Annotated in this window: 20 protein-coding genes; 1 reads left to right on the top strand and 19 read right to left on the bottom strand. The window is 71.6% G+C overall.

Annotated elements, in window-relative coordinates; genetic code table 11:
• Positions 1 to 66 precede the first annotated feature (66 nt).
• Both AC59HU_RS00930 and rpe read right to left on the bottom strand, forming a co-directional pair.
• Positions 67 to 330, bottom strand: coding sequence for a phosphoribosyl-ATP diphosphatase (locus AC59HU_RS00930; RefSeq protein ID WP_497221436.1), 264 nt, complete (start codon positions 328 to 330; stop codon positions 67 to 69).
• A 107-nt stretch (positions 331 to 437) separates the two neighbouring features.
• Positions 438 to 1,109 carry a ribulose-phosphate 3-epimerase gene (gene rpe / locus AC59HU_RS00925; RefSeq protein ID WP_497221435.1) on the bottom strand — a complete coding sequence of 224 codons (672 nt, stop codon included), beginning with the start codon at positions 1,107 to 1,109 and terminating at the stop codon, positions 438 to 440.
• 139 nt (positions 1,110 to 1,248) lie between these two features.
• Between rpe and AC59HU_RS00920 the strand changes: the two genes are divergently transcribed.
• Positions 1,249 to 1,677, top strand: coding sequence for a hypothetical protein (locus AC59HU_RS00920; RefSeq protein WP_497221434.1), 429 nt, complete (start codon positions 1,249 to 1,251; stop codon positions 1,675 to 1,677).
• A gap of 95 nt (positions 1,678 to 1,772) precedes the next feature.
• Here the strand turns inward: AC59HU_RS00920 and AC59HU_RS00915 are convergent, their stop codons facing one another.
• The 17 genes from AC59HU_RS00915 to AC59HU_RS00835 form a co-directional block, all read right to left on the bottom strand.
• A complete protein-coding gene (locus AC59HU_RS00915; RefSeq protein ID WP_497221433.1) occupies positions 1,773 to 3,281 on the bottom strand; it encodes an RsmB/NOP family class I SAM-dependent RNA methyltransferase in 1,509 nt (502 codons plus the stop codon).
• Positions 3,278 to 4,198 (bottom strand): methionyl-tRNA formyltransferase, encoded by a 921-nt coding sequence (gene fmt, locus AC59HU_RS00910; protein WP_497221432.1) that lies wholly within the window; start codon positions 4,196 to 4,198, stop codon positions 3,278 to 3,280. Before fmt ends, AC59HU_RS00915 begins: the two co-directional genes overlap by 4 nt.
• On the bottom strand, positions 4,195 to 6,531 hold the full coding sequence (locus AC59HU_RS00905) for a primosomal protein N' family DNA-binding protein (protein WP_497221431.1): 2,337 nt from the start codon (positions 6,529 to 6,531) through the stop codon (positions 4,195 to 4,197). Before AC59HU_RS00905 ends, fmt begins: the two co-directional genes overlap by 4 nt.
• A gap of 131 nt (positions 6,532 to 6,662) precedes the next feature.
• Entirely contained in the window at positions 6,663 to 7,871 is a 1,209-nt protein-coding gene (gene metK / locus AC59HU_RS00900) for a methionine adenosyltransferase (RefSeq protein ID WP_497221430.1), read from the bottom strand.
• Positions 7,868 to 9,148 (bottom strand): bifunctional phosphopantothenoylcysteine decarboxylase/phosphopantothenate synthase, encoded by a 1,281-nt coding sequence (locus AC59HU_RS00895; protein ID WP_497221429.1) that lies wholly within the window; start codon positions 9,146 to 9,148, stop codon positions 7,868 to 7,870. Before AC59HU_RS00895 ends, metK begins: the two co-directional genes overlap by 4 nt.
• A 56-nt stretch (positions 9,149 to 9,204) precedes the next feature.
• A complete protein-coding gene (gene rpoZ / locus AC59HU_RS00890) occupies positions 9,205 to 9,471 on the bottom strand; it encodes a DNA-directed RNA polymerase subunit omega (protein ID WP_066038741.1) in 267 nt (88 codons plus the stop codon).
• Positions 9,472 to 9,476: 5 nt separating this feature from the next.
• Positions 9,477 to 10,391, bottom strand: coding sequence for a guanylate kinase (gene gmk / locus AC59HU_RS00885; RefSeq protein WP_497221428.1), 915 nt, complete (start codon positions 10,389 to 10,391; stop codon positions 9,477 to 9,479).
• A complete protein-coding gene (gene pyrF, locus AC59HU_RS00880; RefSeq protein WP_497221427.1) occupies positions 10,388 to 11,260 on the bottom strand; it encodes an orotidine-5'-phosphate decarboxylase in 873 nt (290 codons plus the stop codon). Before pyrF ends, gmk begins: the two co-directional genes overlap by 4 nt.
• On the bottom strand, positions 11,257 to 14,535 hold the full coding sequence (carB, locus tag AC59HU_RS00875) for a carbamoyl-phosphate synthase large subunit (protein ID WP_497221426.1): 3,279 nt from the start codon (positions 14,533 to 14,535) through the stop codon (positions 11,257 to 11,259). The genes pyrF and carB overlap by 4 nt, the downstream gene beginning before the upstream one ends.
• Positions 14,535 to 15,698 carry a glutamine-hydrolyzing carbamoyl-phosphate synthase small subunit gene (gene carA / locus AC59HU_RS00870; protein WP_497221425.1) on the bottom strand — a complete coding sequence of 388 codons (1,164 nt, stop codon included), beginning with the start codon at positions 15,696 to 15,698 and terminating at the stop codon, positions 14,535 to 14,537. The genes carB and carA overlap by 1 nt, the downstream gene beginning before the upstream one ends.
• Complete coding sequence (locus AC59HU_RS00865; protein WP_497221424.1) at positions 15,695 to 16,288, bottom strand: PH-like domain-containing protein; 594 nt, start codon at positions 16,286 to 16,288, stop codon at positions 15,695 to 15,697. The genes carA and AC59HU_RS00865 overlap by 4 nt, the downstream gene beginning before the upstream one ends.
• Positions 16,281 to 17,615 (bottom strand): dihydroorotase, encoded by a 1,335-nt coding sequence (locus AC59HU_RS00860; RefSeq protein ID WP_497221423.1) that lies wholly within the window; start codon positions 17,613 to 17,615, stop codon positions 16,281 to 16,283. The genes AC59HU_RS00865 and AC59HU_RS00860 overlap by 8 nt, the downstream gene beginning before the upstream one ends.
• Positions 17,612 to 18,568, bottom strand: coding sequence for an aspartate carbamoyltransferase catalytic subunit (locus AC59HU_RS00855; RefSeq protein WP_497221422.1), 957 nt, complete (start codon positions 18,566 to 18,568; stop codon positions 17,612 to 17,614). The genes AC59HU_RS00860 and AC59HU_RS00855 overlap by 4 nt, the downstream gene beginning before the upstream one ends.
• Complete coding sequence (gene pyrR / locus AC59HU_RS00850; RefSeq protein WP_497221421.1) at positions 18,565 to 19,113, bottom strand: bifunctional pyr operon transcriptional regulator/uracil phosphoribosyltransferase PyrR; 549 nt, start codon at positions 19,111 to 19,113, stop codon at positions 18,565 to 18,567. Before pyrR ends, AC59HU_RS00855 begins: the two co-directional genes overlap by 4 nt.
• Before the next feature lie 449 nt (positions 19,114 to 19,562).
• Positions 19,563 to 19,970, bottom strand: coding sequence for a transcription antitermination factor NusB (nusB, locus tag AC59HU_RS00845; protein ID WP_497221420.1), 408 nt, complete (start codon positions 19,968 to 19,970; stop codon positions 19,563 to 19,565).
• A 12-nt stretch (positions 19,971 to 19,982) separates the two neighbouring features.
• On the bottom strand, positions 19,983 to 20,543 hold the full coding sequence (efp, locus tag AC59HU_RS00840) for an elongation factor P (RefSeq protein WP_497221419.1): 561 nt from the start codon (positions 20,541 to 20,543) through the stop codon (positions 19,983 to 19,985).
• A gap of 87 nt (positions 20,544 to 20,630) precedes the next feature.
• Positions 20,631 to 21,080 (bottom strand): type II 3-dehydroquinate dehydratase, encoded by a 450-nt coding sequence (locus tag AC59HU_RS00835; protein WP_497221418.1) that lies wholly within the window; start codon positions 21,078 to 21,080, stop codon positions 20,631 to 20,633.
• Between the last annotated feature and the right edge of the window lie 5 nt (positions 21,081 to 21,085).

Here is a 21,085-nt window from a genome sequence, read left to right as displayed (position 1 = left end):
TTTCGGTGGGTGTCGGTGTCTGTCTCGGTGACGGGGCGGATGCGTGCGGCCGGGCGGCCGCGGCCGTCACAGATGTCGGTACACGTCGGCCGGGGTCAGGCCCTTCGCGAGCATCATCACCTGCAGGTGGTAGAGCAGCTGGGAGATCTCCTCGGCGGTGTTCTCGTCGGTCTCGTACTCGGCCGCCATCCAGACCTCGGCGGCCTCCTCGACGATCTTCTTGCCGATCGTGTGGACGCCCGCGTCGAGCTCGCGCACCGTGCCGGAGCCGTCGGGCCGCTCGGCCGCCTTGGCGGAGAGCTCGAGGAACAGCTCATCGAAAGTCTTCACGGGTCAAGGGTACCGGTGTCGGCGGGGGTGTCGGTGTCGGTGGTGTGCTCGTGGCAGTGGCAGTGGCAGTGGCAGTGGCAGTGGCAGTGGCCGTGCACGTTCCGGTGTCAGTGGGTGTGCTCGGCGGCCAGGGTGCGCAGCTGGTCGATGCGCTCGGCCGCGCTCTCGGCGCCGAACACCGCCGAACCGGCCACGAAGGTGTCGGCCCCGGCCTCGGCGGCGATGCCGATCGTGTCGTCGTTGATGCCGCCGTCGACCTGCAGCCACAGGTCGAGGCCCGCGTCGCGCACGGCGGCGCTGAGGGTGCGCAGCTTCGGCATCGTGTCCGGGATGAACGACTGACCGCCGAAACCAGGCTCGACCGTCATGACCAGCACCATGTCGAACTCGGGCAGGAGCTCGAGGTAGGGCTCGATCGGGGTGCCGGGCTTGATCGCGAGCCCCGCGCGGGCTCCGCGGTCGCGGAGGCTGCGGGCCACGGTGACCGGGTCGACCCCCGCGGAGACGGCCTCGGCATGGAAGGTGACGGAGTAGGCGCCGGTCTCGGCGTAGGCCGGTGCCCAGCGCTCGGGGGCGTCGATCATCAGGTGGACGTCGAGCGGGATCGGCGAGACCTCCTGCAGACGGGCGACGATCGGGAGCCCGAGGGTGAGGTTCGGCACGAAGTGGTTGTCCATCACGTCGACGTGGGCCAGGTCGGCGGTGCGGATGCGGTCGAGCTCGCTCTCCAGGTTCGCGAAGTCGGCGGACAGGATGCTGGGGTTGATGCGGAGTGCCACCCTCTGAGCGTACCGGCCGCTGCGGGTACCGCATCGGGCTTGCGTCTCGGCTCCTGCACCGGTGTCGTCGGGTGCGGCGTTCTCCACAGATCGCGTCGCGGCCCGGCGGTGAGGCGACGGCGCGGCCGAGGATCGGGTCATGAAATCGCACAGAAGCGCCGCTCTGACGGCGCAGCAACCCGTGTCCACCGATGCCGACGTCCGTGGGCTCGCCGCCGAGCTCGTCGGCACCGCCATCCGTCGTCAGCTCTGGCTGCTCTTCCTCGACCGGCACGACAGACCGGCCCCGCTCCTGATCCCGATCGACGACCTGCCCGAGCAGCCGAGCGACGAGGGGCTCGCGGCGCTCGTGGGCCTCGCCTGCCGGGTCGCGCGGGAGGCCTCCGCCACCCAGTTGATCGTCGTCTGGGAGAGGCCGGGCGGCGCCGAGCTCTCGGCCGAGGAGCGGGAGCTGTGCGCGAGGCTGGAGTCGGCGTACCCGGTCGAGCCGGAGGACGGGGACGATTCCCCCGCCCTGCAGCTGCGGGCGCAGGTGCTGGCGAGCTCGGACGAGGTGGCGCTCGTGTGAGGCGGGTGCCGGGGTCGCCAGGGTGCGCCGCCGCCAGGATGCGGTGAGTGCAGGATGCGGCCTGTGCGGGAAGCGGCGTGTGCGGGGTGCGGCGGTCAGCTCGCGGCGGGCGCGACCTTGCGGAACAGGGCGATGAACATCGCGTCGGTGTTGTTGCGGTGCGGCCAGAGCTGAGCGGCCGCATCCTCACCGCCGAGCGCGATCGCGTCGCCCGTGATCTCGCGGAGCACCTTCTGGGTGTCGACCTGCTCGAGAACCCCGTCCCAGCGCCGGAGCGCGCCCTGCACCTGACCGCGGGTCTCCCCCACGTGGGGCGAGCAGGTCACGTAGGCGAGCAGGCCGCCGGGCTTCAGGGCCTTCACCGCCGAGTCGATCAGCTGCTGCTGCAGCTGCACCAGGTCGGCGACGTCTCCGGGGGTCTTCCGCCACCGGGCCTCCGGGCGACGGCGCAAGGCGCCCAGCCCGGTGCACGGGGCGTCGACCAGGATGCGGTCGAAGCCCTCCGGCTGGTCCGTGCCCACGGTCGTGCCGTCGCGTTCCCAGACCACGGGCGGGTCGGGGATGGCCGCGACCGCGCGCCGGACGAGCCCGGCCCGGGCCGGGACCGGCTCGTTCGCCACGACGACCGCGCCCGCAAGCCCGGCCTCGGCGGCGAGCACCGCGGTCTTGCCGCCGGGGCCCGCGCACAGGTCGAGCCAGCGCTCGCCGGAGGCGACGGGGGCGGCACGGGTCAGGGCGAGGGCCGCGAGCTGCGACCCCTCGTCTTGCACCCGGGCGACGCCCTCGTGCACGGCGGGGATGCCCGCGGGGTCGCCGGTGGGGGCGAGCAGGCCGATCGGCGACAGCGGCGACGGCTCGGTGCCGGCGCCGACGTCGTGCCGGTCGATCAGGCCCGGCAGGGCGGCGAGGCTGAGGCGGGCGGGCGTGTTGTCGGACTCGAGCAGCTCGTCGAGTTCGAACGGCACCTGGTCGGCGGGCACACCGTCGGCGCCGAGCGCCCGGCGGAAGGCGCGGATGACCCAGGCCGGATGCGAGGCGGCCACCGCGAGGCGCTCGTCGTCGCCGCCCGCGCCCGCGGCGTCGACGGCCTTCTCCAGCCACTCGGAGGCCGGGGTGCGGCTGATCGTCCTCAGCACGCCGTTCACGAACCCGGTCGAGGAGCGCGAGGCGACCTGGCGGGCGAGCTCGACCGACTCGTTGACGGCGGCGTGCTGGGCGACCCGGAGGGAGAGGATCTGATGGCAGCCGAGTTCGAGCACGTCGCGCACGGGGCCGTCGATCTCGTCGATCGGCCGGCCGGCGGCGAGTTCGATCACGCGGTCGTAGTAGCCGCGCATCCGGAGCGTGCCGTAGGTCAGTTCGGTCGCGAGGCCCGCGTCGGCGCTGTCGAGGCGTGCGGCGGCGATCTTGGTCGGCAGGAGCAGGTTCGCGTAGGCGTCGTCGGCGCGCACGGCGGTGATCACCTCGAGGGCGATCCGCCGGGCCGGCTGCACCGTGGCGGCCGGCGAGGCGGGTGTCGCGGGCTTCCGGCGCTCCGGTCCGCGACGGCCCGTGCCGCGGCGGTCGGAGCCGGAGCCGGAGCGGTCTGTGCGGGCGGGGCTCATCGGGCCACCATCCTCTCCACGCCGGCGCCGCGCCACCAGTCGGCGGCGGCCATCGGCTTCTTGCCCGCGGGCTGCACGGTGATGAACTCCAGCGGCGTGGTCGCGGTGCCGAGCAGCACCCGGCGCCCCTGGGCCTCGACGGTGCCGGGCTCGAGCCGAGGCGTCTCTCGCGCGGGGGCCGCGTCGAGGATCTTGACCCGCACCCCGTCGAGCTCGAGGAACGCGCCGGGCTCCGGCGTCACCCCGCGGAGCCGGCGGTACAGGCTCTCCACGTCGTCCTGCACGTCGAGCCGGGCGTCGTCGATGCCGAGCTTGGGGGCGAGGGTCACCTCGCCGCTCTGCGCGACCGGCTGCGCCTCCCCCGACGCGATCCGGGCCACCGTGCGCACCAGCAGGTCGGCGCCGGAGGTCGAGAGCCGCGCCAGCAGGCTGCCCGCCGTCTCGTGGGCGCCGATCGGAGTCGGCTCCGATGCCCACAGATCGCCCGCGTCCAGACCGGGCACGAGCTGGAACACGCTGGCGCCCGTCTCAACATCGCCGGCGATGATGCTCCACTGCACCGGTGCGGCGCCCCGCCAGCGCGGGAGCAGCGAGAAGTGCAGGTTGATCCAGCCCAGGCGCGGGGTGCTGAGGAGCGGCTCCTTGACCAGACCGCCGTAGGCGACGATCACGCCGAGGTCGGCGTCGAGGGCTGCCACCTGCGCGGTGACCTCGTCGTCGAGCCGGTTGGCCTTGATGGTCGCGTCACCGAGCCCGAGGTCGGCGGCGGCCGCGGCGACGGGCGAGGGGGTGAGCACCTTCTTGCGGCCCAGCGGGGCGTCGACCCGGGTCACGACCCCGACCAGGTCGTGGTGCGCCGCCAGGGCCGTCAGGCTGGGCACGGCCGCTGCCGGGGTGCCCGCGAACACGAGTCTCATTCCATGATCTCCGAATCGTCGAATCGCACCCGCAACGTGGGCGGGGGCCGGAAGCCGGGGCCGCGACCGGTCTTGGCCCGCCGGCTCGTGGCGTTCTTGACCACCAGCGCCCTGAGGTGTCTGGCCACGGCCGTCCCGACCGCGTAGTCGAACCGTACGATCGCCCGCACGTTCCCGTCCTCGGTCGGTACCGGGCCCAGTGTGTCCATCTTCGCCCATTCCTCCGGGGTCATCAGCCCTTCGAGGTCGGTCAGCGCCGCCGAGACGGTGTCGGGGGCCCCGGTCAGGGTCGCGATCCGCACCGCGGGCGGGAAGCGGAGTCGCCGCCGGTCGGCGAGCTCGTCGTGCGCCACGACCGACTGCTGCCAGGTGACCAGGCTCTTCGCGAGTTCCCCGCCGACCCCGACGATCAGGCTCGTCGCCCGCGGGGCTGAGAGGGCGATCGCGTTCGACCACCAGCGGAGGCAGTCCTCGACGACGCGCAGGGACTCCCGGGCGAGCATCCGGGGCCCGTCGAGCAGGAGCACGGCTCGGTAGCCCCCGGCCGCTATGGGTTCGGCTCCGCGGGTGGCGACGACCAGGGCGGGCCGGGAGTCGATGTCGAGCACGGGGCGTTCGCCGTCGGAGACGATCACGCGCACGCCCGGGAAGGCGCGGCCGAGCTCGTCGGCCGTGCGACCGGCGCCGATCGACGCGAAGCGGAACGTGGTCCCCTGGCAGTGCGAGCAGCTCCAGTTGACGGCGATCGCCCCGCAGAGGGTGCAGGAGGGCAGCTCGCCGGCGCGGCGCACCCGGAGCGGTCCGCCGCAGACCGTGCAGCCGGCGGGCGTCGAGCAGGTCTGGCAGGCGAGCACCGGCGCGTAGCCCGGGCGGGCGACCTGCACGAGCACGGGGCCGTGCTGCAGCGCCTCGCGGGCGGCCTTCCAGGCCGATGAGGGGATGCGGGCGGAGTTCTGCGGTGCTCCCGCGTCCTCCTGCTCGGCGGTCGGCACGATCCGGGGCAGGTAGCGGGGGGTGGGCAGCACCGCGTGCAGGAAGCCCAGCTCGACGAGGCGCTCGATCTCGGTGCTGCGGGCATGAGCCACGAAGGCGAGCCGGCAGCCCGACTGCTCCTGGCGCACGAGCGCGGCGTCGCGCACGTGCACGTAGGGGGCGAGCGGTTCGGACTGAAGCGAGTCGGCCTCGTCCCAGACGATGATCTGACCGAGCTTCGCCACGGGGGCGTAGATGCTCGATCGGTTGCCGACGACGATGTGGGGGTCGCCGTCGAGCGCGGTGAGGAAGTTCGCGTAGCGCTCGTTCCGGGCCTGGCGCGCATCAAGGCGCACGATGGCGTCGCTCAGCCCGAGGTGGTCGAGCGCGGACTCGACCTGGTTCTGGTCGCGGTAGTCGGGCACCGCGACGATCACCGATTCCCCGCCCGCGAAGACCACGGCCGCCACCTCCGCGATCGTCAGCGCCCAGTGCCCGACGGTCGTCCCCGTCCCGGTCCCGGTTCGGGTGTCAGTCCCGGTCCTCGATCCCGTCCCGGCCTCCGCCCGCGTCCCGGTCGCCGCTCCTGCTCCGGCCGGGTCCGCCCCGGATGCCGTGCTCGCCGAATCCTCTGACTGCGCCGGCTCGAGCACCGCGACCGTCGCGATGGCGTCGATGGCCGCGCGTGCGCCCGGCTCGATCAGGTGCCGGGCATCACTCGCCGCGTACCCGGTCAGCACCCGCTCGGGATGCGTCGGCGCGGTCGCCTCCGGATCGCCGGACTCCCCAGCAGAACCGCTGACACCAGCCGTACCCGCACCAGCGGCACCCGCACCCGCCGCACCTGCACCTGCACCTGCGCCAGCCGCATCGGCGCCATCAACCGCATCGGCCGCCGCAGCAGCCCGCGCCGCCAGGAATGCCTTCTCCACCCGCACGAAGCGCGGCGGCACCGCCAGCCGCACGATGTCGCAGGCGCTGCCGGCGGCACGATCCGCCAGACGCCGCGCGAGCGCCCAGACCTCGGGCGTCAGCACCGGCAAGGGCGAGACGATCTCGTCGAGCTCGCTCAACCTGCCGTCGAAGGCCGCGTGCGACACCAGCTCGATCACGTAGCCCCGCGCCGTCCGCCCCGCCGACCGCAGCGGTACCTTCACCCGGATGCCGGGCCGCGCATCCGGAACCATCGCCGGCGGCACCAGGTAGTCGAACAGCCGGTCCAGCTGCGGCAGCGGAGACTCGAGCATCACCCGGGCGACCACCGCGGGCCCGGCGGGCGCAGCACCCGCCCCGGCAGCAGCACTCGCGGCAGCGCCGGCCTCGGCACGCGCAGCCGCCCCGCCCTCAGCCAAAGCGACCACACCATTCTCGGCACGCGCACCCGCCCCGCCCACAGCGGGCTCCGATTCCACGGCCCCCGGCGCACCCCGAGACCCCTCCGGAACCCCCGCAGACGCCCCGGGAGACGGCACGCCGCCCCCGCCGGACACCGCTAGAGTCCTGCAGCGGTGCGGATCTCCTCGACGCGGTCGAGGCGCTCCCAGGTGAACTCGGGCAGCTCGCGCCCGAAGTGGCCGTAGCTGGCCGTCTTGCTGTAGATCGGGCGGAGCAGGTCGAGGTCGTCGATGATCGACGCGGGGCGCAGGTCGAAGACCTCGCGGAGGGCCTCGGTGATCACCTCGTCCGACACCACGCCGGTGCCGAAGCTCTCGACGTAGAAGCCGACCGGCGCGGCCTTGCCGATCGCGTAGGCGATCTGCACCTCGAGGCGCTGGGCGAGCCCCGCGGCGACGGCGTTCTTCGCGACCCAGCGCATGGCGTAGGCGGCCGAGCGGTCGACCTTCGACGGGTCCTTCCCGCTGAAGGCTCCGCCGCCGTGGCGCGAGGCGCCGCCGTAGGTGTCGACGATGATCTTGCGGCCGGTGAGCCCGGCGTCGCCCTGGGGTCCGCCGATCTCGAACCGCCCGGTCGGGTTGATCAGGATTCGCGCGCCGGCCGAGTCGAGCTCGACGCCGTCGGCGACCGCGGCCTCGAGCACGGGACGGATGACGACCTCCTCGACCTCGCGACGCAGGTCGTCGAGCCCGATGCTCGGCGCGTGCTGCGTCGAGAGCACCACGGTGTCGACCGTGCGCGGCACGACCCCGTCGTAGCCGATCGTCACCTGGGTCTTGCCGTCGGGCCGCAGGTAGTCGAGCAGGCCCTCCTTGCGCACGTCGGCCAGGCGCGCGGACAGCCGGTGCGCGAGCCAGATCGGCAGCGGCATGAGCTGCGGCGTCTCGGTCGTGGCGTAGCCGAACATGATGCCCTGGTCGCCGGCGCCCTGGCGGTCGGCCTCGTCGGTCGACGAGCCCTCACGGGTCTCGAAGGCGTTGTCGACACCCTGGGCGATGTCGGGCGACTGCCCGCCGATCGAGACCGACACGCCGCAGGAGCGGCCGTCGAACCAGACGTCGGACGAGGTGTAGCCGATGGAGGTGATCTTGTCGCGCACGATCGCCGGGATCTCGACGTACCCGGCGGTGGTCACCTCGCCGGCGACGTGCACGAGCCCGGTCGTGACCAGCGTCTCGACCGCGACCCGCGAGTGCTTGTCGACGGTCAGCAGCGCGTCGAGGATGCTGTCGGAGATCTGGTCGCAGATCTTGTCGGGGTGACCCTCGGTGACGGACTCGGACGTGAAAAGGCGAAGGGCGGTCATTGTGCTCCTGATAGGGCGGCGGCGAACACCCCGAGGATGTCATCAGCCACCGACGTCTTGCTTCCGGATGCCTCGAAAACTATAGCCCCGGAGGCATCCAGGACCGTGACCGCGGTGCTGTCGGCGGCGAAGACCTTCTGCCAGCCGACCGAGTTCAGCACGAGGTAGTCGCAGCCCTTCCGCGCGATCTTGGCGCGGCCGAGCGCGAGCAGGGCGTCGTGGTCGTCTGCGGTCTCGGCCGCGAAGCCGACGATCAGCCGCCCGGGGTGCGCGCCGGCCGAGATCGTGGCGAGGATGTCGGGGTTCTGCACGAGCTCGAGGGTGAGCTGCTCCCCCGCACGGGCCTTCTTGATCTTGTCGTCCGAGACCGCGGCCGGGCGGTAGTCGGCGACGGCGGCGGCCATCACGACCAGGTCGTGAGACGGTGCGGATGCGGTGGTCGCCTCGAGGAGTTCGGCCGTCGTCTCGACGCGCACCACCTCGACGCCCTCGGGCAGCGGCACCTCGACGTGGGCGGCGATCAGGGTCACCTCCGCCCCGCGGTCGCGGGCGGCGGCGGCCAGGGCCACGCCCTGCTTGCCGCTCGAGCGGTTGCCGATGTAGCGGACGGGGTCGAGCGGCTCGCGGGTACCGCCCGCCGTGACGAGCACGCGCCGGCCCGCGAGGTCGCGCACCGGCGGGGTCGGCCTGCCCTGGACGTCAGCAGAACCGCCGGGAGAAGCGCCGGAGTCGGCACCGGAACCGATGCCGCCGGACGCGGCCACCGCCAGCGCCTCCCGGATGATGTCCTCGGGCTCGGCCATCCGCCCCGGCCCCGCATCCTTGCCCGTCAGCTGCCCGCTGACCGGGCCGACGAGGTGCACACCCCGCGCCACGAGCGTCGCGATGTTCGCGACCGTGGCGGGGTTCTGCCACATCTCGGTGTGCATCGCCGGGGCGAGCACGAGCGGCGCCCGACTCGCGAGCACGGTGGTGCCGAGCAGGTCGTCGGAGAGCCCGGCGGCGAGCTTCGCGATGGTGTTCGCGGTCGCGGGGGCGATCAGGATGAGGTCGGCGGCCTGACCGATCGCCACGTGGCGCACCTCGGCGACGCCCTCGTAGAGATCCGTCGCGACGGTGCTGCGCGACAGGGCCTCGAGCGTCGGCCGCCCCACGAAGCGCAGAGCCGCTTCGGTGGCGACGACCTGCACGTCGTGCCCCGCCAGAACGAGACCACGGATGACGTTCACGGCCTTGTAGGCCGCGATGCCACCCGTGATCCCGACGACGATGTTCAACCCGTGATCCCCACGACGATGTTCAATTGGAGCCGTTCCGGTGAAGCCGGAGTGGACTACTCGGCGATCGGCGCCGCGGGGCGGATCGAGAGCTTGTCCTCGTTGATCTCGTGCATGGCGACCGAGAGGGGCTTGTCGTCGATGGTCGAGTCGACCAGCGGGCCGACGTTGTCGAACAGGCTTCCCTCGTGGAGGTCGGCGTAGTAGTCGTTGATCTGACGGGCGCGCTTGGACGCGAAGATGACCAGCGCGTACTTCGAGTCGACCTTGGAGAGCAGCTCGTCGATGGGCGGGTCGATGATGCCGAGTTTGTTGGTGGGCATGGTGTTCACTCCTTGCTGGGAAGGTCAGTCGCCTTCTGAATCTGCATCAATTCTACGACCTCCGCCGCCGCGGCCTCGACATCCCGGTTCACGACGCGGTGATCGAACTCGTCCTGGGCCGCCAGTTCGACCCGGGCGGTGGTCAGCCGGCGCTCCTGTTCCTCGAGCGTCTCGGTGCCGCGGCCGATCAGCCGGCGCACCAGTTCGTCCCAGGTCGGCGGCAGCAGGAAGACCAGCGTGGCCTCCGGCATCGTGGTCTTCACCTGACGGGCGCCCTGGATGTCGATCTCCAGCAGCACGCTCGTGCCGGCCGCGAGGGCCTCGTCGATCGGGCCGCGCGGAGTGCCGTAGCGCGACTTGTTGTGCACCACCGCCCACTCCAGGAACTCCCCCGCCTCGACCATCCGGTCGAACTCGGCGTCGTCGATGAAGTAGTAGCTCACGCCGTCGATCTCGCCCGGGCGCGGGGCGCGGGTCGTGGCCGACACCGACAGCAGCACCTCGGGGTAGTTCTCGCGGATGTAGCCGGAGACCGTGCCCTTCCCGACCGCCGTCGGCCCGGCGAGCACGACCAGGCGGCTCTGCTCGGGGCGGTCGACGAGCGGGGCGCGCTTGGCGAGGAACTCGCGGAGCCGCAGCTGCTGGTGCACGCCCAGCCCCGACAGTCGCTTGCTCGGCGCGATCTCGAGGCGCTCCATGATGCGGTCGACCCGCACCGGGCCGAGGCCGGGGATGCTCATCAGCAGATCGCGCACCCGCAGGGAGGCCTCGATGCTCTCGCTGCTGGACAGTGCGGTGTCGAGCACCGCGACCGCGCTCAGCCGACGTTCGGAGACCGCGCGCTTCACGGCCGCGCGGGCCCGGCGGGCCGCGACGGCGGCGCGGGACGCGGCGACACGGTCGACCTCGGGCGGGTTCACGCGATCACCTCCGCGAGGCGGGTGGACTCGGACTCGATCGCCTCGGCGAGGCCCGAGGGGCCGGCCGCGAGGATCGAGCGCGAGACGCTGACGACCAGGTCGGGCGCCAACGGCCCGAACACGTGCGGGATGGCGGAGAACTCGGCGCCCTGGAAACCGAAGCCGGGTGCGAGCACGGGGGTCGTCGAGAGACCGCGGAGCGCCTCGGCCGTGAAGCCGTAGTCGTCGAGCCGCTTGGTCGCTCCGAGCACGAGACCGACATCGCCGAGGCGGGTGCGGTCGGTGTTGCGCGCGGCGACCTCGGCGGCGACCAGGGTCGCGACGGTGCCGCCCTCTTCGGGACGCGACCGCTGGAGGCCGTGCGACTCCGGGTTCGAGGTCGCGCTCAGCACGAACACGCCCTTGCCGTTCGCCTCCGCGACGCCGAACAAGCCGTCGAGGGCGCCGACGCCGGTGTAGGCCGTGACCGTCAGCGCATCCACCTCGAGCGGTGAGCCCGCGGTGAGCCAGGCGGCGGCGTAGCCGTCGTTGGTCGAGCCGATGTCGCCGCGCTTGGCGTCGCCGATCACCAATACTCCGGCGGCCCGGGCCGCCGCGAGCACCTCTTCGAGCGCGCCGAAGCCGGCCGAGCCATAGGCCTCGAAGAACGCGACCTGCGGCTTGACGATCCCGACCCGGCCCGAGGCCGCGACCGCATCCACGACCGCGAGGCCGAACGACCGCGCCCCCTCGGCGGAGGCCGCCAGGCCCCACTCGCCGAGGAGATACGGATGCGGGTCGATCCCGACGCAGAGATGCCCCCGCGACGCGAAGACCGCATCCAGGCGTGCGCCGAAGGGCGGGCCTGCCGGAGTGGTGCCGCCCGTCATCCGCGGGCTCTCCGGGCGAGTGCGTACTCCTGCAGCGAGGTGACCTCGACGCCGTCGGAGAGCGCCTCGAAGGAGGCCACGGCCGCGGTCAGCTGGGCGATCGTGGTGAACAGCGGCTTGTCGGCCGCGACGGCGGCCGCGCGGATCTCGTAGCCGTCCACCCGCGCCGACCGACCGCTGGGCGTGTTGATCACGATGTCGACCTGGTCGTTGTTGATCAGGTCGACGATCGACTCGCCCTGGCCCTCGGAGAACTTCGCCACGATCCGGGCGTGGATCCCGTTGCGGTTGAGCACCTCCGCGGTGCCGCTGGTGGCGAGGATCTCGAAGCCCAGCTGCTGCAGCCGCAGCACCGGCAGCACGATCGCCCGCTTGTCGCGGTCGGAGACCGAGACGAACACCGTGCCGCTGGTCGGCATGCCGCCGTACGCGGCCTCCTGGCTCTTGGCGAAGGCGCGAGGGAAGTCGCGGTCGATTCCCATCACCTCACCGGTGGATCGCATCTCCGGCCCGAGCACCGAGTCGACGATCAGGCCCTCGCGGGTGCGGAAGCGCTTGAACGGCAGCACGGCCTCCTTGACGGCGACCGGCGAGTCCAGCGGCACGATCGAGCCGTCCTGCTGGGGCAGCATCCCCTCCGTCTTGAGCTCGGCGATGGTCGTGCCGACCATCAGACGCGAGGCGGCCTTCGCGAGCGGGATGCCGAGCGCCTTCGAGACGAAGGGCACGGTCCGCGAGGCGCGCGGGTTGGCCTCCAGCACGTAGAGGATGCCGGCGCCGATGGCGAACTGCACGTTCAGCAGGCCGCGCACGCCCACGCCCTGGGCGATCGAGAGGGTCGCCTCGCGCACCCGCTCGATGACCTCCCGGCCGAGCGTCACGGGCGGCAGCGTGCAGCTCGAGTCGCCGGAGTGGATGCCGGCCTCCTCGAGGTGCTCCATGATGCCGCCGATGTACAGCTCGTGGCCGTCGTAGAGCGCGTCGACGTCGATCTCGATCGCGTCGTCGAGGAAGCGGTCGACCAGCAGCGGGTTCGCCGCACCGACCATCCCTTGCCCGGCGATCCGCTCGAAGTAGTCCGCGAGCGACGGGGTGTCGTAGACGATCTCCATCCCGCGGCCGCCCAGCACGTAGCTCGGGCGCACCAGCACCGGGAAGCCGATCTCCTCGGCGACCGCCACGGCCGTCTCGTAGTCGACGGCGACACCGTTCTTCGGGGCGAGGATGCCGGCGTCGTCGAGGATCTTCGAGAACAGTCCGCGCTCCTCGGCCAGGTCGATCGCCTCGGGCGTGGTGCCGAGGATCGGGACCCCGGCCTCCTTGAGGCCCTTCGCCAGGCCCAGGGCGGTCTGGCCGCCGAGCTGCACGACGACGCCGACGAGCTCGCCGGACTGCTGCTCGGCGTGGATCACCTCGAGCACGTCCTCGAGCGTCAGGGGCTCGAAGTAGAGGCGGTCGCTGGTGTCGTAGTCGGTCGAGACGGTCTCGGGGTTGCAGTTGATCATGATCGTCTCGAACCCCGCGTCGTGCAGGGCGAACGAGGCGTGCACGCAGGAGTAGTCGAACTCGACGCCCTGGCCGATCCGGTTCGGGCCCGAGCCCAGGATGACGACCTTCCGCGCATCCGAGGGCTCGACCTCGGTCTCGAGGTCGTAGCTGGAGTAGTGGTACGGGGTCAGGGCCGGGAACTCGCCGGCGCAGGTGTCGACCGTCTTGTAGACCGGGCGGATGCCGAGGATGTGCCGCACCTCGCGCACCTCCTTCTCGCCGAAGCCGCGGAGCGACGCGATCTGCGCATCCGAGAAGCCGTGCTCCTTGGCGAGCGTGAACATCGCGTGGTCGGCGTTCTCGGAGGAGCGGATCGCCTCGGCGACCTCGTTGATCAGCACGATCTGGTCGAGGAACCACGGATCGATCTTGGTGGCCTCGAAGGCCTCCTCGAGGCTCGCTCCGGCGCGGAGCGCCTGCTGCACCGTGACGATGCGGCCGTCGGTCGGCACGGCGGCGATCGCGAGCAGCTCGTCCTTGTCGCCGGGCTCGCCGTCCCAGTGGAACGAGGATCCACGCTTCTCCAGCGAGCGGAGCGACTTCTGCAGCGCCTGCGAGAAGTTGCGGCCGATGGCCATCGCCTCGCCCACCGACTTCATGGTCGTGGTGAGGGTCGGGTCGGCGGCCGGGAACTTCTCGAACGCGAACCGGGGCACCTTGACCACGACGTAGTCGAGCGTCGGTTCGAAGGATGCCGGGGTCACCTTGGTGATGTCGTTCGGGATCTCGTCGAGCCGGTACCCGATCGCGAGCTTGGCCGCGATCTTGGCGATCGGGAAGCCCGTCGCCTTGGAGGCCAGCGCCGAGGAGCGCGAGACGCGGGGGTTCATCTCGATCACGATGATGCGGCCGTTGGACGGATCGACGGCGAACTGGATGTTGCAGCCACCGGTGTCGACGCCGACGGCGCGGATGATGTCGATGCCGATGTCGCGGAGCTTCTGGTACTCGCGGTCGGTCAGGGTCAGCGCCGGGGCCACCGTGATGGAGTCTCCGGTGTGCACGCCCACGGGGTCGACGTTCTCGATCGAGCAGACGACGACCGTGTTGTCGGCCGTGTCGCGCATGAGCTCGAGCTCGTACTCCTTCCAGCCGAGGATCGACTCCTCCAGGAGCACCTCGGTGGTCGGGCTCTGGTGCAGGCCGTCGCCGACGATGCGGCGCAGCTCCTCCTCGTCGTAGGCGAAGCCGGAACCCAGGCCGCCCATCGTGAACGAGGGGCGTACCACGAGGGGGTAGCCCAGGTCTTCGGCGTAGCCGATGGCCTCCTCGACCGTGTGGGCGATGTACGAGCGCGCGACGTCGGCGCCGCACTGGAGCACGAGCTCCTTGAAGATCTGGCGGTCCTCGCCCTTGTTGATGGCCTCGAAGTTCGCGCCGATCAGCTCGACGTCGTACTTCTCGAGGATGCCGTGCTCGTGCAGCTGGATGGCCGCGTTCAGCGCGGTCTGGCCGCCCAGGGTCGGCAGGATCGCATCCGGCTTCTCCTTGGCGATGATCGTCTCGATGACCTGCCAGGTGATCGGCTCGACGTAGGTCGCGTCGGCGAAGTCGGGGTCGGTCATGATCGTGGCGGGGTTGGAGTTCACCAGGATGACGCGGACGCCCTCCTCGCGGAGCACCCGGCAGGCCTGCGTGCCGGAGTAGTCGAACTCGACGGCCTGCCCGATGACGATCGGGCCGGAGCCGATGACCAGGACGCTCTGGATGTCTTCTCTCTTGGGCATTACTGGTCGTCTCCTTCGGAGAGGGCGGGTGCGTTCCGCTTCGCGAGGATCATGTCGCGGAAGCGGTCGAACAGGTACATGGAGTCGTGCGGCCCGGCGGCCGCCTCGGGGTGGTACTGCACGGAGAAGGCGTCGATGTCCAGGCAGCGCAGGCCCTCCACGACGTCGTCGTTGAGGCTCACGTGGCTGACCTCGACCCGGCCGAAGCCGGCGGGCGAGTCGATCACGCCCTCGCGGGGGGCGTCGACCGCGAAGCCGTGGTTCTGGCTGGTGATCTCGACCCGGCCGGTGGCGCGGTCGAGCACGGGCTGGTTGATGCCGCGGTGGCCGAACGGCAGTTTGTAGGTGCCGAAGCCGAGCGCGCGACCGAGCAGCTGGTTGCCGAAGCAGATGCCGAAGTACGGGGTGCCGGTGCGGAGGACCTCGCGGAGCAGCTCCACCTGCGCCTCGGAGGCCTCGGGGTCGCCGGGGCCGTTGGAGTAGAAGAGGGCATCCGGCGCGAGGGCGGTGACTTCGTCGACCGTCACCGAGGCCGGGAGGACCTCGACGTCGAAGCCGCGCTCGGCGAGGTAGTTCAGGGTCGAGGTCTTGACGCCCAGGTCGAGCACGGCCACGGACCCGATCCGCTCGCTCGTGGCGGACACCTGGTAGCGCTCGGGCGTGGAGACGACCGTGGAGAGGTTCTGTCCCGCCATCCCGGCGCCGGAGCGCACGACGTTCAGCTGCTCGGTGTCCGAGAGGGCGTACTGGTCGCCGGAGAAGATGCCGGCGCGCATCGCGCCGAGGCTGCGGAGGTGGCGGGTCACGGCGCGGGTGTCGATGCCGGAGATGCCGACCACGCCATCCGTCGCCAGGTCGTCGTCGAGGCTGCGCTGGGCGCGGAAGTTCGACACGACGCGGGAGGGGTCGCGCACCACGTAGCCGGCGACCCAGATCTTCGACGACTCCTTGTCGGTGTCGTTCACGCCGGTGTTGCCGATGTGCGGCGCGGTCTGCATGACGATCTGGCCGGCGTAGCTCGGGTCGGTCAGGGTCTCCTGGTAGCCCGTCATGCCGGTGGCGAAGACCGCCTCGCCGAGCGTGCGCCCGCGGGCGCCGTAGGCGCGACCCTCGTAGCGTCGCCCGTCTTCCAGCACGAGAACGGCGGGTTCGGTTGAGATCACGACGAGAGTCCTTCCTGTTGCGGGGTCGGGTCCGGCGGAGCCGGAGCCGGGATGATGGTCGAGACGGCGTCGATCAGCCGTCGCGCGTCGCCGAGGCCGGTGGCGCGGAGGTAGCTCTCCACCTCGACCGGGCCGGTGGCGCTGTCGTAGGTCCAGTCCAGGCGCACGAGTCCGCCGGTCTCGACGGCGCGGTCGATGGCCCAGGTGGAGGTGCCGATCGAGCGGATGCGGGCGGCCGCGACGAAGGTCTCCGGCTCGCCCGGGATCGCGATCGAGACGCCGCCGGGGACATCGCCGCCGGAGGCGCCCTGGCTGCCGCCCCCGTCGTAGACGCTCACCTCGGCCCGGCCGCGGAAGGCCAGCCCGGGGATGGTCAGACGGTCGAGCGGCTCGCCGGCCCGGGTCGTCGCCACGTACAACGCGGGGACGGTCGCGACGGGCTCGCCGCGTTCGGCGGCCGACGGGGCCGGGGTGGCCGAGCCGAAGGCGGCCTGGCGGCGCTTCCGGGCACGCCAGCCCCAGAGCATCGCGCCCAGTAGCACGAGCGCGAGCAGCGTGACGAGGATGGCGGGAACGGTCTTGTCAGACACGGGACGGCACCTCCCCCGGCTCGGCCAGCACGCCGTCGCGCAGCGTCGGGAAGCCGTGGTGGAAGGTCCAGCGCACACTGCCGGAGAGCGTGACGCCCTCGAAGGGCGTGTTGCGGCTCTTGCCGTGCAGGCGGTCGAGGGCGAAGACGCTGGACGCCTTCGGGTCGACCAGGGTGATGTTCGCCGGGCTGCCGTCCTCGAAGGAGTGGCTGTGGTCGTCGAGGCGGCCGATCGCGGCGGGCGCGGTCGAGAGCACCCGCGCGACGCCGGCCCAGTCGAGCAGCCCCGTGTCGACGAGCGCGGTCTGCACGACCGGCAGGGCCGACTCGAGGCCGACCATGCCGAAGGCCGCGGCATCCCACTCGCACTCCTTGCTCTCGCGGGGGTGCGGGGCGTGGTCGGTGGCGATGATGTCGATGGTGCCGTCGGCGACGCCCTCGCGCAGGGCCCGCACATCCTCGTCGCGGCGGAGCGGCGGGTTGACCTTGTAGCGGGCGTCGTAGCTGCGGATGAGCTCTTCGGTGAGGAGCAGGTGGTGCGGGGTGGCCTCGGCGGTGACCTGGATGCCGCGGGCCTTGGCCCAGCGCACCACGTCGACGGAGCCGGCCGTGGAGAGGTGGCAGATGTGCAGCCGGGCGCCGACGTGCTCGGCGAGCAGCACGTCGCGGGCGATGATCGACTCCTCGGCGACCGCGGGCCAGCCCTTGAGGCCCAGCTCGGAGCTCAGCGAGCCCTCGTTCATCTGGGCGTTCTCGGTCAGCCGCGGATCCTGCGCGTGCTGGGCGATCACGCCGTCGAAGGTCTTGACGTACTCGAGCGCGCGGCGCATGAGCAGGGAGTCGTGCACGCACTTGCCGTCGTCGGAGAAGACCCGCACGCCGGCCCGCGACTGGGCCATGGCGCCGATCTCGCTGAGGCGCTCGCCCGCGAGCCCCACGGTCACGGCGCCGATGGGGCGCACGGTGGCGTAGCCGGCGGCGCGGCCGAGGGCCTGCACCTGCTCGACGACGCCCGCGGTGTCGGAGACCGGGAGGGTGTTGGCCATCGCGAACACGGCGGTGAAGCCGCCGGCCGCGGCCGCGCGGGTGCCGGTGAGCACGGTCTCGCTCTGCTCGAATCCGGGCTCGCGGAGGTGGGTGTGCAGGTCGACCAGGCCGGGCAGGGCGATCAGGCCCTCGGCGTCGACGACGGTCGTGCCTCCGGTTCCGGTGCCTGTGCCTGTATCCGCGTCGCGGCCGGTCGAGACGATGCGGCCGTCCTCGATCAGGATGTCCGCGCGCCGGCCGTCCGGCAGGGTCGCGCCCGTGAGCAGGTGGCGATCGCTCATGACTGGGCCTCTCTCTCGCCGGACAGCAGGAGGTAGAGCACTGCCATCCGGATGGACACCCCGTTCGCGACCTGCTCGAGCACGGTCGACTGCGCGGAGTCGGCTGCGCCGGCCGAGATCTCGAGGCCGCGATTCATCGGCCCGGGGTGCATCACAATGCTATCCGGGCCGAGGAGGGCCAGGCGCTCGTCGTCGAGGCCCCACTGGCGGGAGTACTCGCGGGCGTTGGGGAAGTAGGCGGCGTTCATCCGCTCGCTCTGGATGCGCAGCATCATCAGCACGTCGGGCCGGGTCGCGGCGAGCGTCGCGTCGAGGTCGAAGCTCACCGCGGCGGGCCAGGTGTCGGCGCCGACGGGCACGAGGGTCGCCGGCGCCACGAAGGTGACCTCGGCGCCGAGCGTGCGGAGCAGCCACAGGTTCGACCGGGCGACGCGCGAGTGCAGGATGTCGCCGACGATCACGACGCTCACCCCGTCGAGCGCCTTGCCGCGGCTCGCGTCGCCGTGGATTCGGCGGCGCATGGTGAACGCGTCCAGGAGCGCCTGGGTCGGGTGCTCGTGGGTGCCGTCGCCGGCGTTGACCACGCCCGCATCGATCCAGTCGCTCTGGGCCAGCACCTGGGGGGCGCCGGAGGCGGGGTGGCGGATGACCACGCCGTCGGCTCCCATGGCCGCGAGGGTCTGCGCCGTGTCCTTGAGGCTCTCGCCCTTCGACACGCTCGAGCCCTTGGCCGAGAAGTTGATCACGTCGGCCGAGAGCCGCTTGGCGGCGGCCTCGAAAGAGATGCGGGTGCGGGTCGAGTCCTCGAAGAAGAGGTTCACCACGGTCTTGCCGCGGAGGGCCGGGAGCTTCTTGACCTCGCGGGTCGAGACGGCCGACATGTCCTCGGCGATGTCGAGGATGCGGATGGCGTCGTCGCGGGACAGGTCGCGGGTCGAGAGCAGGTGCTTCACGCGCCGGCCCCCTCTTCGATGCTGACGGCCTCGGTGCCGTCGATCTCCGTGAGACGCACGTTGATCCGCTCGTCGCGCGAGGTGGGCAGGTTCTTGCCCACGAAGTCGGCGCGGATCGGCAGTTCGCGGTGGCCCCGGTCGACGAGCACGGCGAGCCGCACGGCGCGGGGGCGGCCGAGGTCGCCGAGGGCGTCGAGGGCGGCGCGGATGGTGCGGCCGGAGTAGAGCACGTCGTCGACCAGCACGACGGTGGCGCCGTCGATGCCGCGGCGGGGCACCTGGGTCGGGGCGGGGGCGCGGGTCGGGTTCTTGGAGAGGTCGTCGCGGTACATCGTGATGTCGAGCGAGCCGACCATCGCGGCCGGATCGGCGCCCGGTTCGATGCCGGCGATCAGCTGACCGATGCGTTCGGCGAGCACGACGCCGCGGGTCGGGATCCCGAGGATCACCAGGTCGTCCGCTCCCCGGTTGGACTCGAGGATCTCGTGAGAGATCCGAGTCAACGCCCGGGCAATATCAGCCTGCTGCAGCACAGTACGCGCCATGCAACCGACCTCCTTCCCCGCCTCTCGGACGGCTTTAAAGGATGCCAACACCCCCACCCTACCAGCGCCCGCAGCCGCCCCACCCCGACACCCGTAGCCCCCAGGTCACTCCACCCCGCCCCCATCCCCGCCCGTGTTCCACGGCCGAAACACGAGGCACGGAGGTGCAAGCGGCGGGCCGTACTCGCCGACCCAGGGTGAGGGCGCGGCCGCGTAAGCGACCGCACCCGAACATGTCGCGCTGCGCCGGGCAGGGACCGGCGCAGCCCGGGATCCGCGCGCGAAGCACGCGCATCCCGGCAGCTAGCACAGCAGGACATTTTCAGCCCACACCTGCCGGAACGAGAAGGGCCGTCTCGCGCCCACACCTGCCGGAACGGGAAGCGCCGTCTCGCACCCACACCTGCCGGAACGCGAAAGGCCGTCTCGCAGCCCACACCTCCCGGCAGCTAGCTCAGCGCAACCTTCCCCAGCACCCCATTCACGAACCCCGAAGAATCCTCCGTCGAGAGCGTCTTCGCGAGCTCGACCGCCTCGGCGATCGCGACGCTCGCGGGCACCTCGTCGTTGTACTGGATCTCCCACACCCCGATCCGCAGCAGCGCGCGGTCGATCGTGGGCATCCGCGCCAGGCTCCAGCCCTGCGCGTAGGTCTCGATCGTCTCGTCGATCTCGGTCTGGTTCTCGATCACGCCGTCGACGATCTCGCGCGCGTACAGCCACGAGTTCTGCCGGTCGGGCTCCCCCGCGGCGCGGCCCGCCTCGGCGGCGAGCGACTCCTGAACCGGGATCTGCCGCACGTCGGCGGCGTAGAGGATGTCGAGGGCCCGCTTACGGGCCTTCGTGCGTGCGCTCAACGACCGGCCCGACTAGTTGACGCGGCCGAGGTAGTCGCCCGTGCGGGTGTCGACCTTGACCTTGGTGCCGATCTCGAGGAACAGCGGAACCTGGATCTCGTAGCCGGTCTCGACGGTGGCGTTCTTGGTGCCGCCGGTCGAGCGGTCGCCCTGGAGGCCCGGCTCGGTGTAGGTGATCTCCAGCACGACCGACGCGGGCAGCTCGACGTAGAGCGGCTCGTCGCCGGAGAGCGCGATGGTGGCCGTCTGCTGCTCGAGCATGAAGTTGGCGGCCTCGCCGACGATCGCACCGGGGATGGTGATCTGGTCGTAGTCGGTCGTGTCCATGAACACGAAGTCCTCGCCGTCCTTGTACAGGTACTGGAAGTCGCGGCGGTCGACATTGGCCGTCTCGATCTTCGCGCCGGCGTTGAAGGTGCGGTCGACGAGCTTGCCCGTGCGCACGTTCTTGATCTTGGTGCGCACGAACGCGCCGCCCTTGCCCGGCTTGACGTGCTGGAACTCGATGACGTTCCAGAGCTGACCGTCGATGCTCAGCACGGTGCCGTTCTTGATGTCGTTCGTTGAAGCCATGAAAGAGGTGATCCGTTTCGAAGAGTTGGGGGGTGCGACCGTCTTTTCGGCCCTGAAGAAGTGTAGCGGCTCCGTCAGGACGCCGTCTCAGAGGTCGAGGATGCCTCGGAGTGCCAGCCGGTACGAGCCGAAGCCGAACCCGGCGACGACCCCGGTGGCGACCCCGGAGATCACGCTCGTGTGCCGGAAGGTCTCGCGCGCGTGCGGGTTCGAGATGTGCACCTCGACGAGCGGCAGGCCGGCCTTGGTGACGAGTGCCGCCGCATCCCGCAGCGCGTAGGAGTAATGCGTGAACGCCGCGGGGTTCAGGATGACCGGGGTCGCGGTGTCGACGGCCTCGTACAGCCAGGAGATCAGCTCGGCCTCGTCGTTGGTCTGCCGCAGGTCGATCTCGACCGGCGACTCGCCCGGGTGGGCCGCCGCGTCGGCGTCGAGCAGCAGCTTGAGGGCCGGGAGGTCCTGCGACCCGTAGACGTCGGGTTCCCGGCTGCCGAGGCGGCCGAGGTTGGGACCGTTGAGGACGAGGACGGATGCCATGGTGC

Source organism: Herbiconiux sp. 320_LB, from assembly GCF_059691755.1.
The sequence above is the reverse complement of the archived record's forward strand: the minus strand, read 5'-3'. Positions and strand labels throughout refer to the sequence as shown.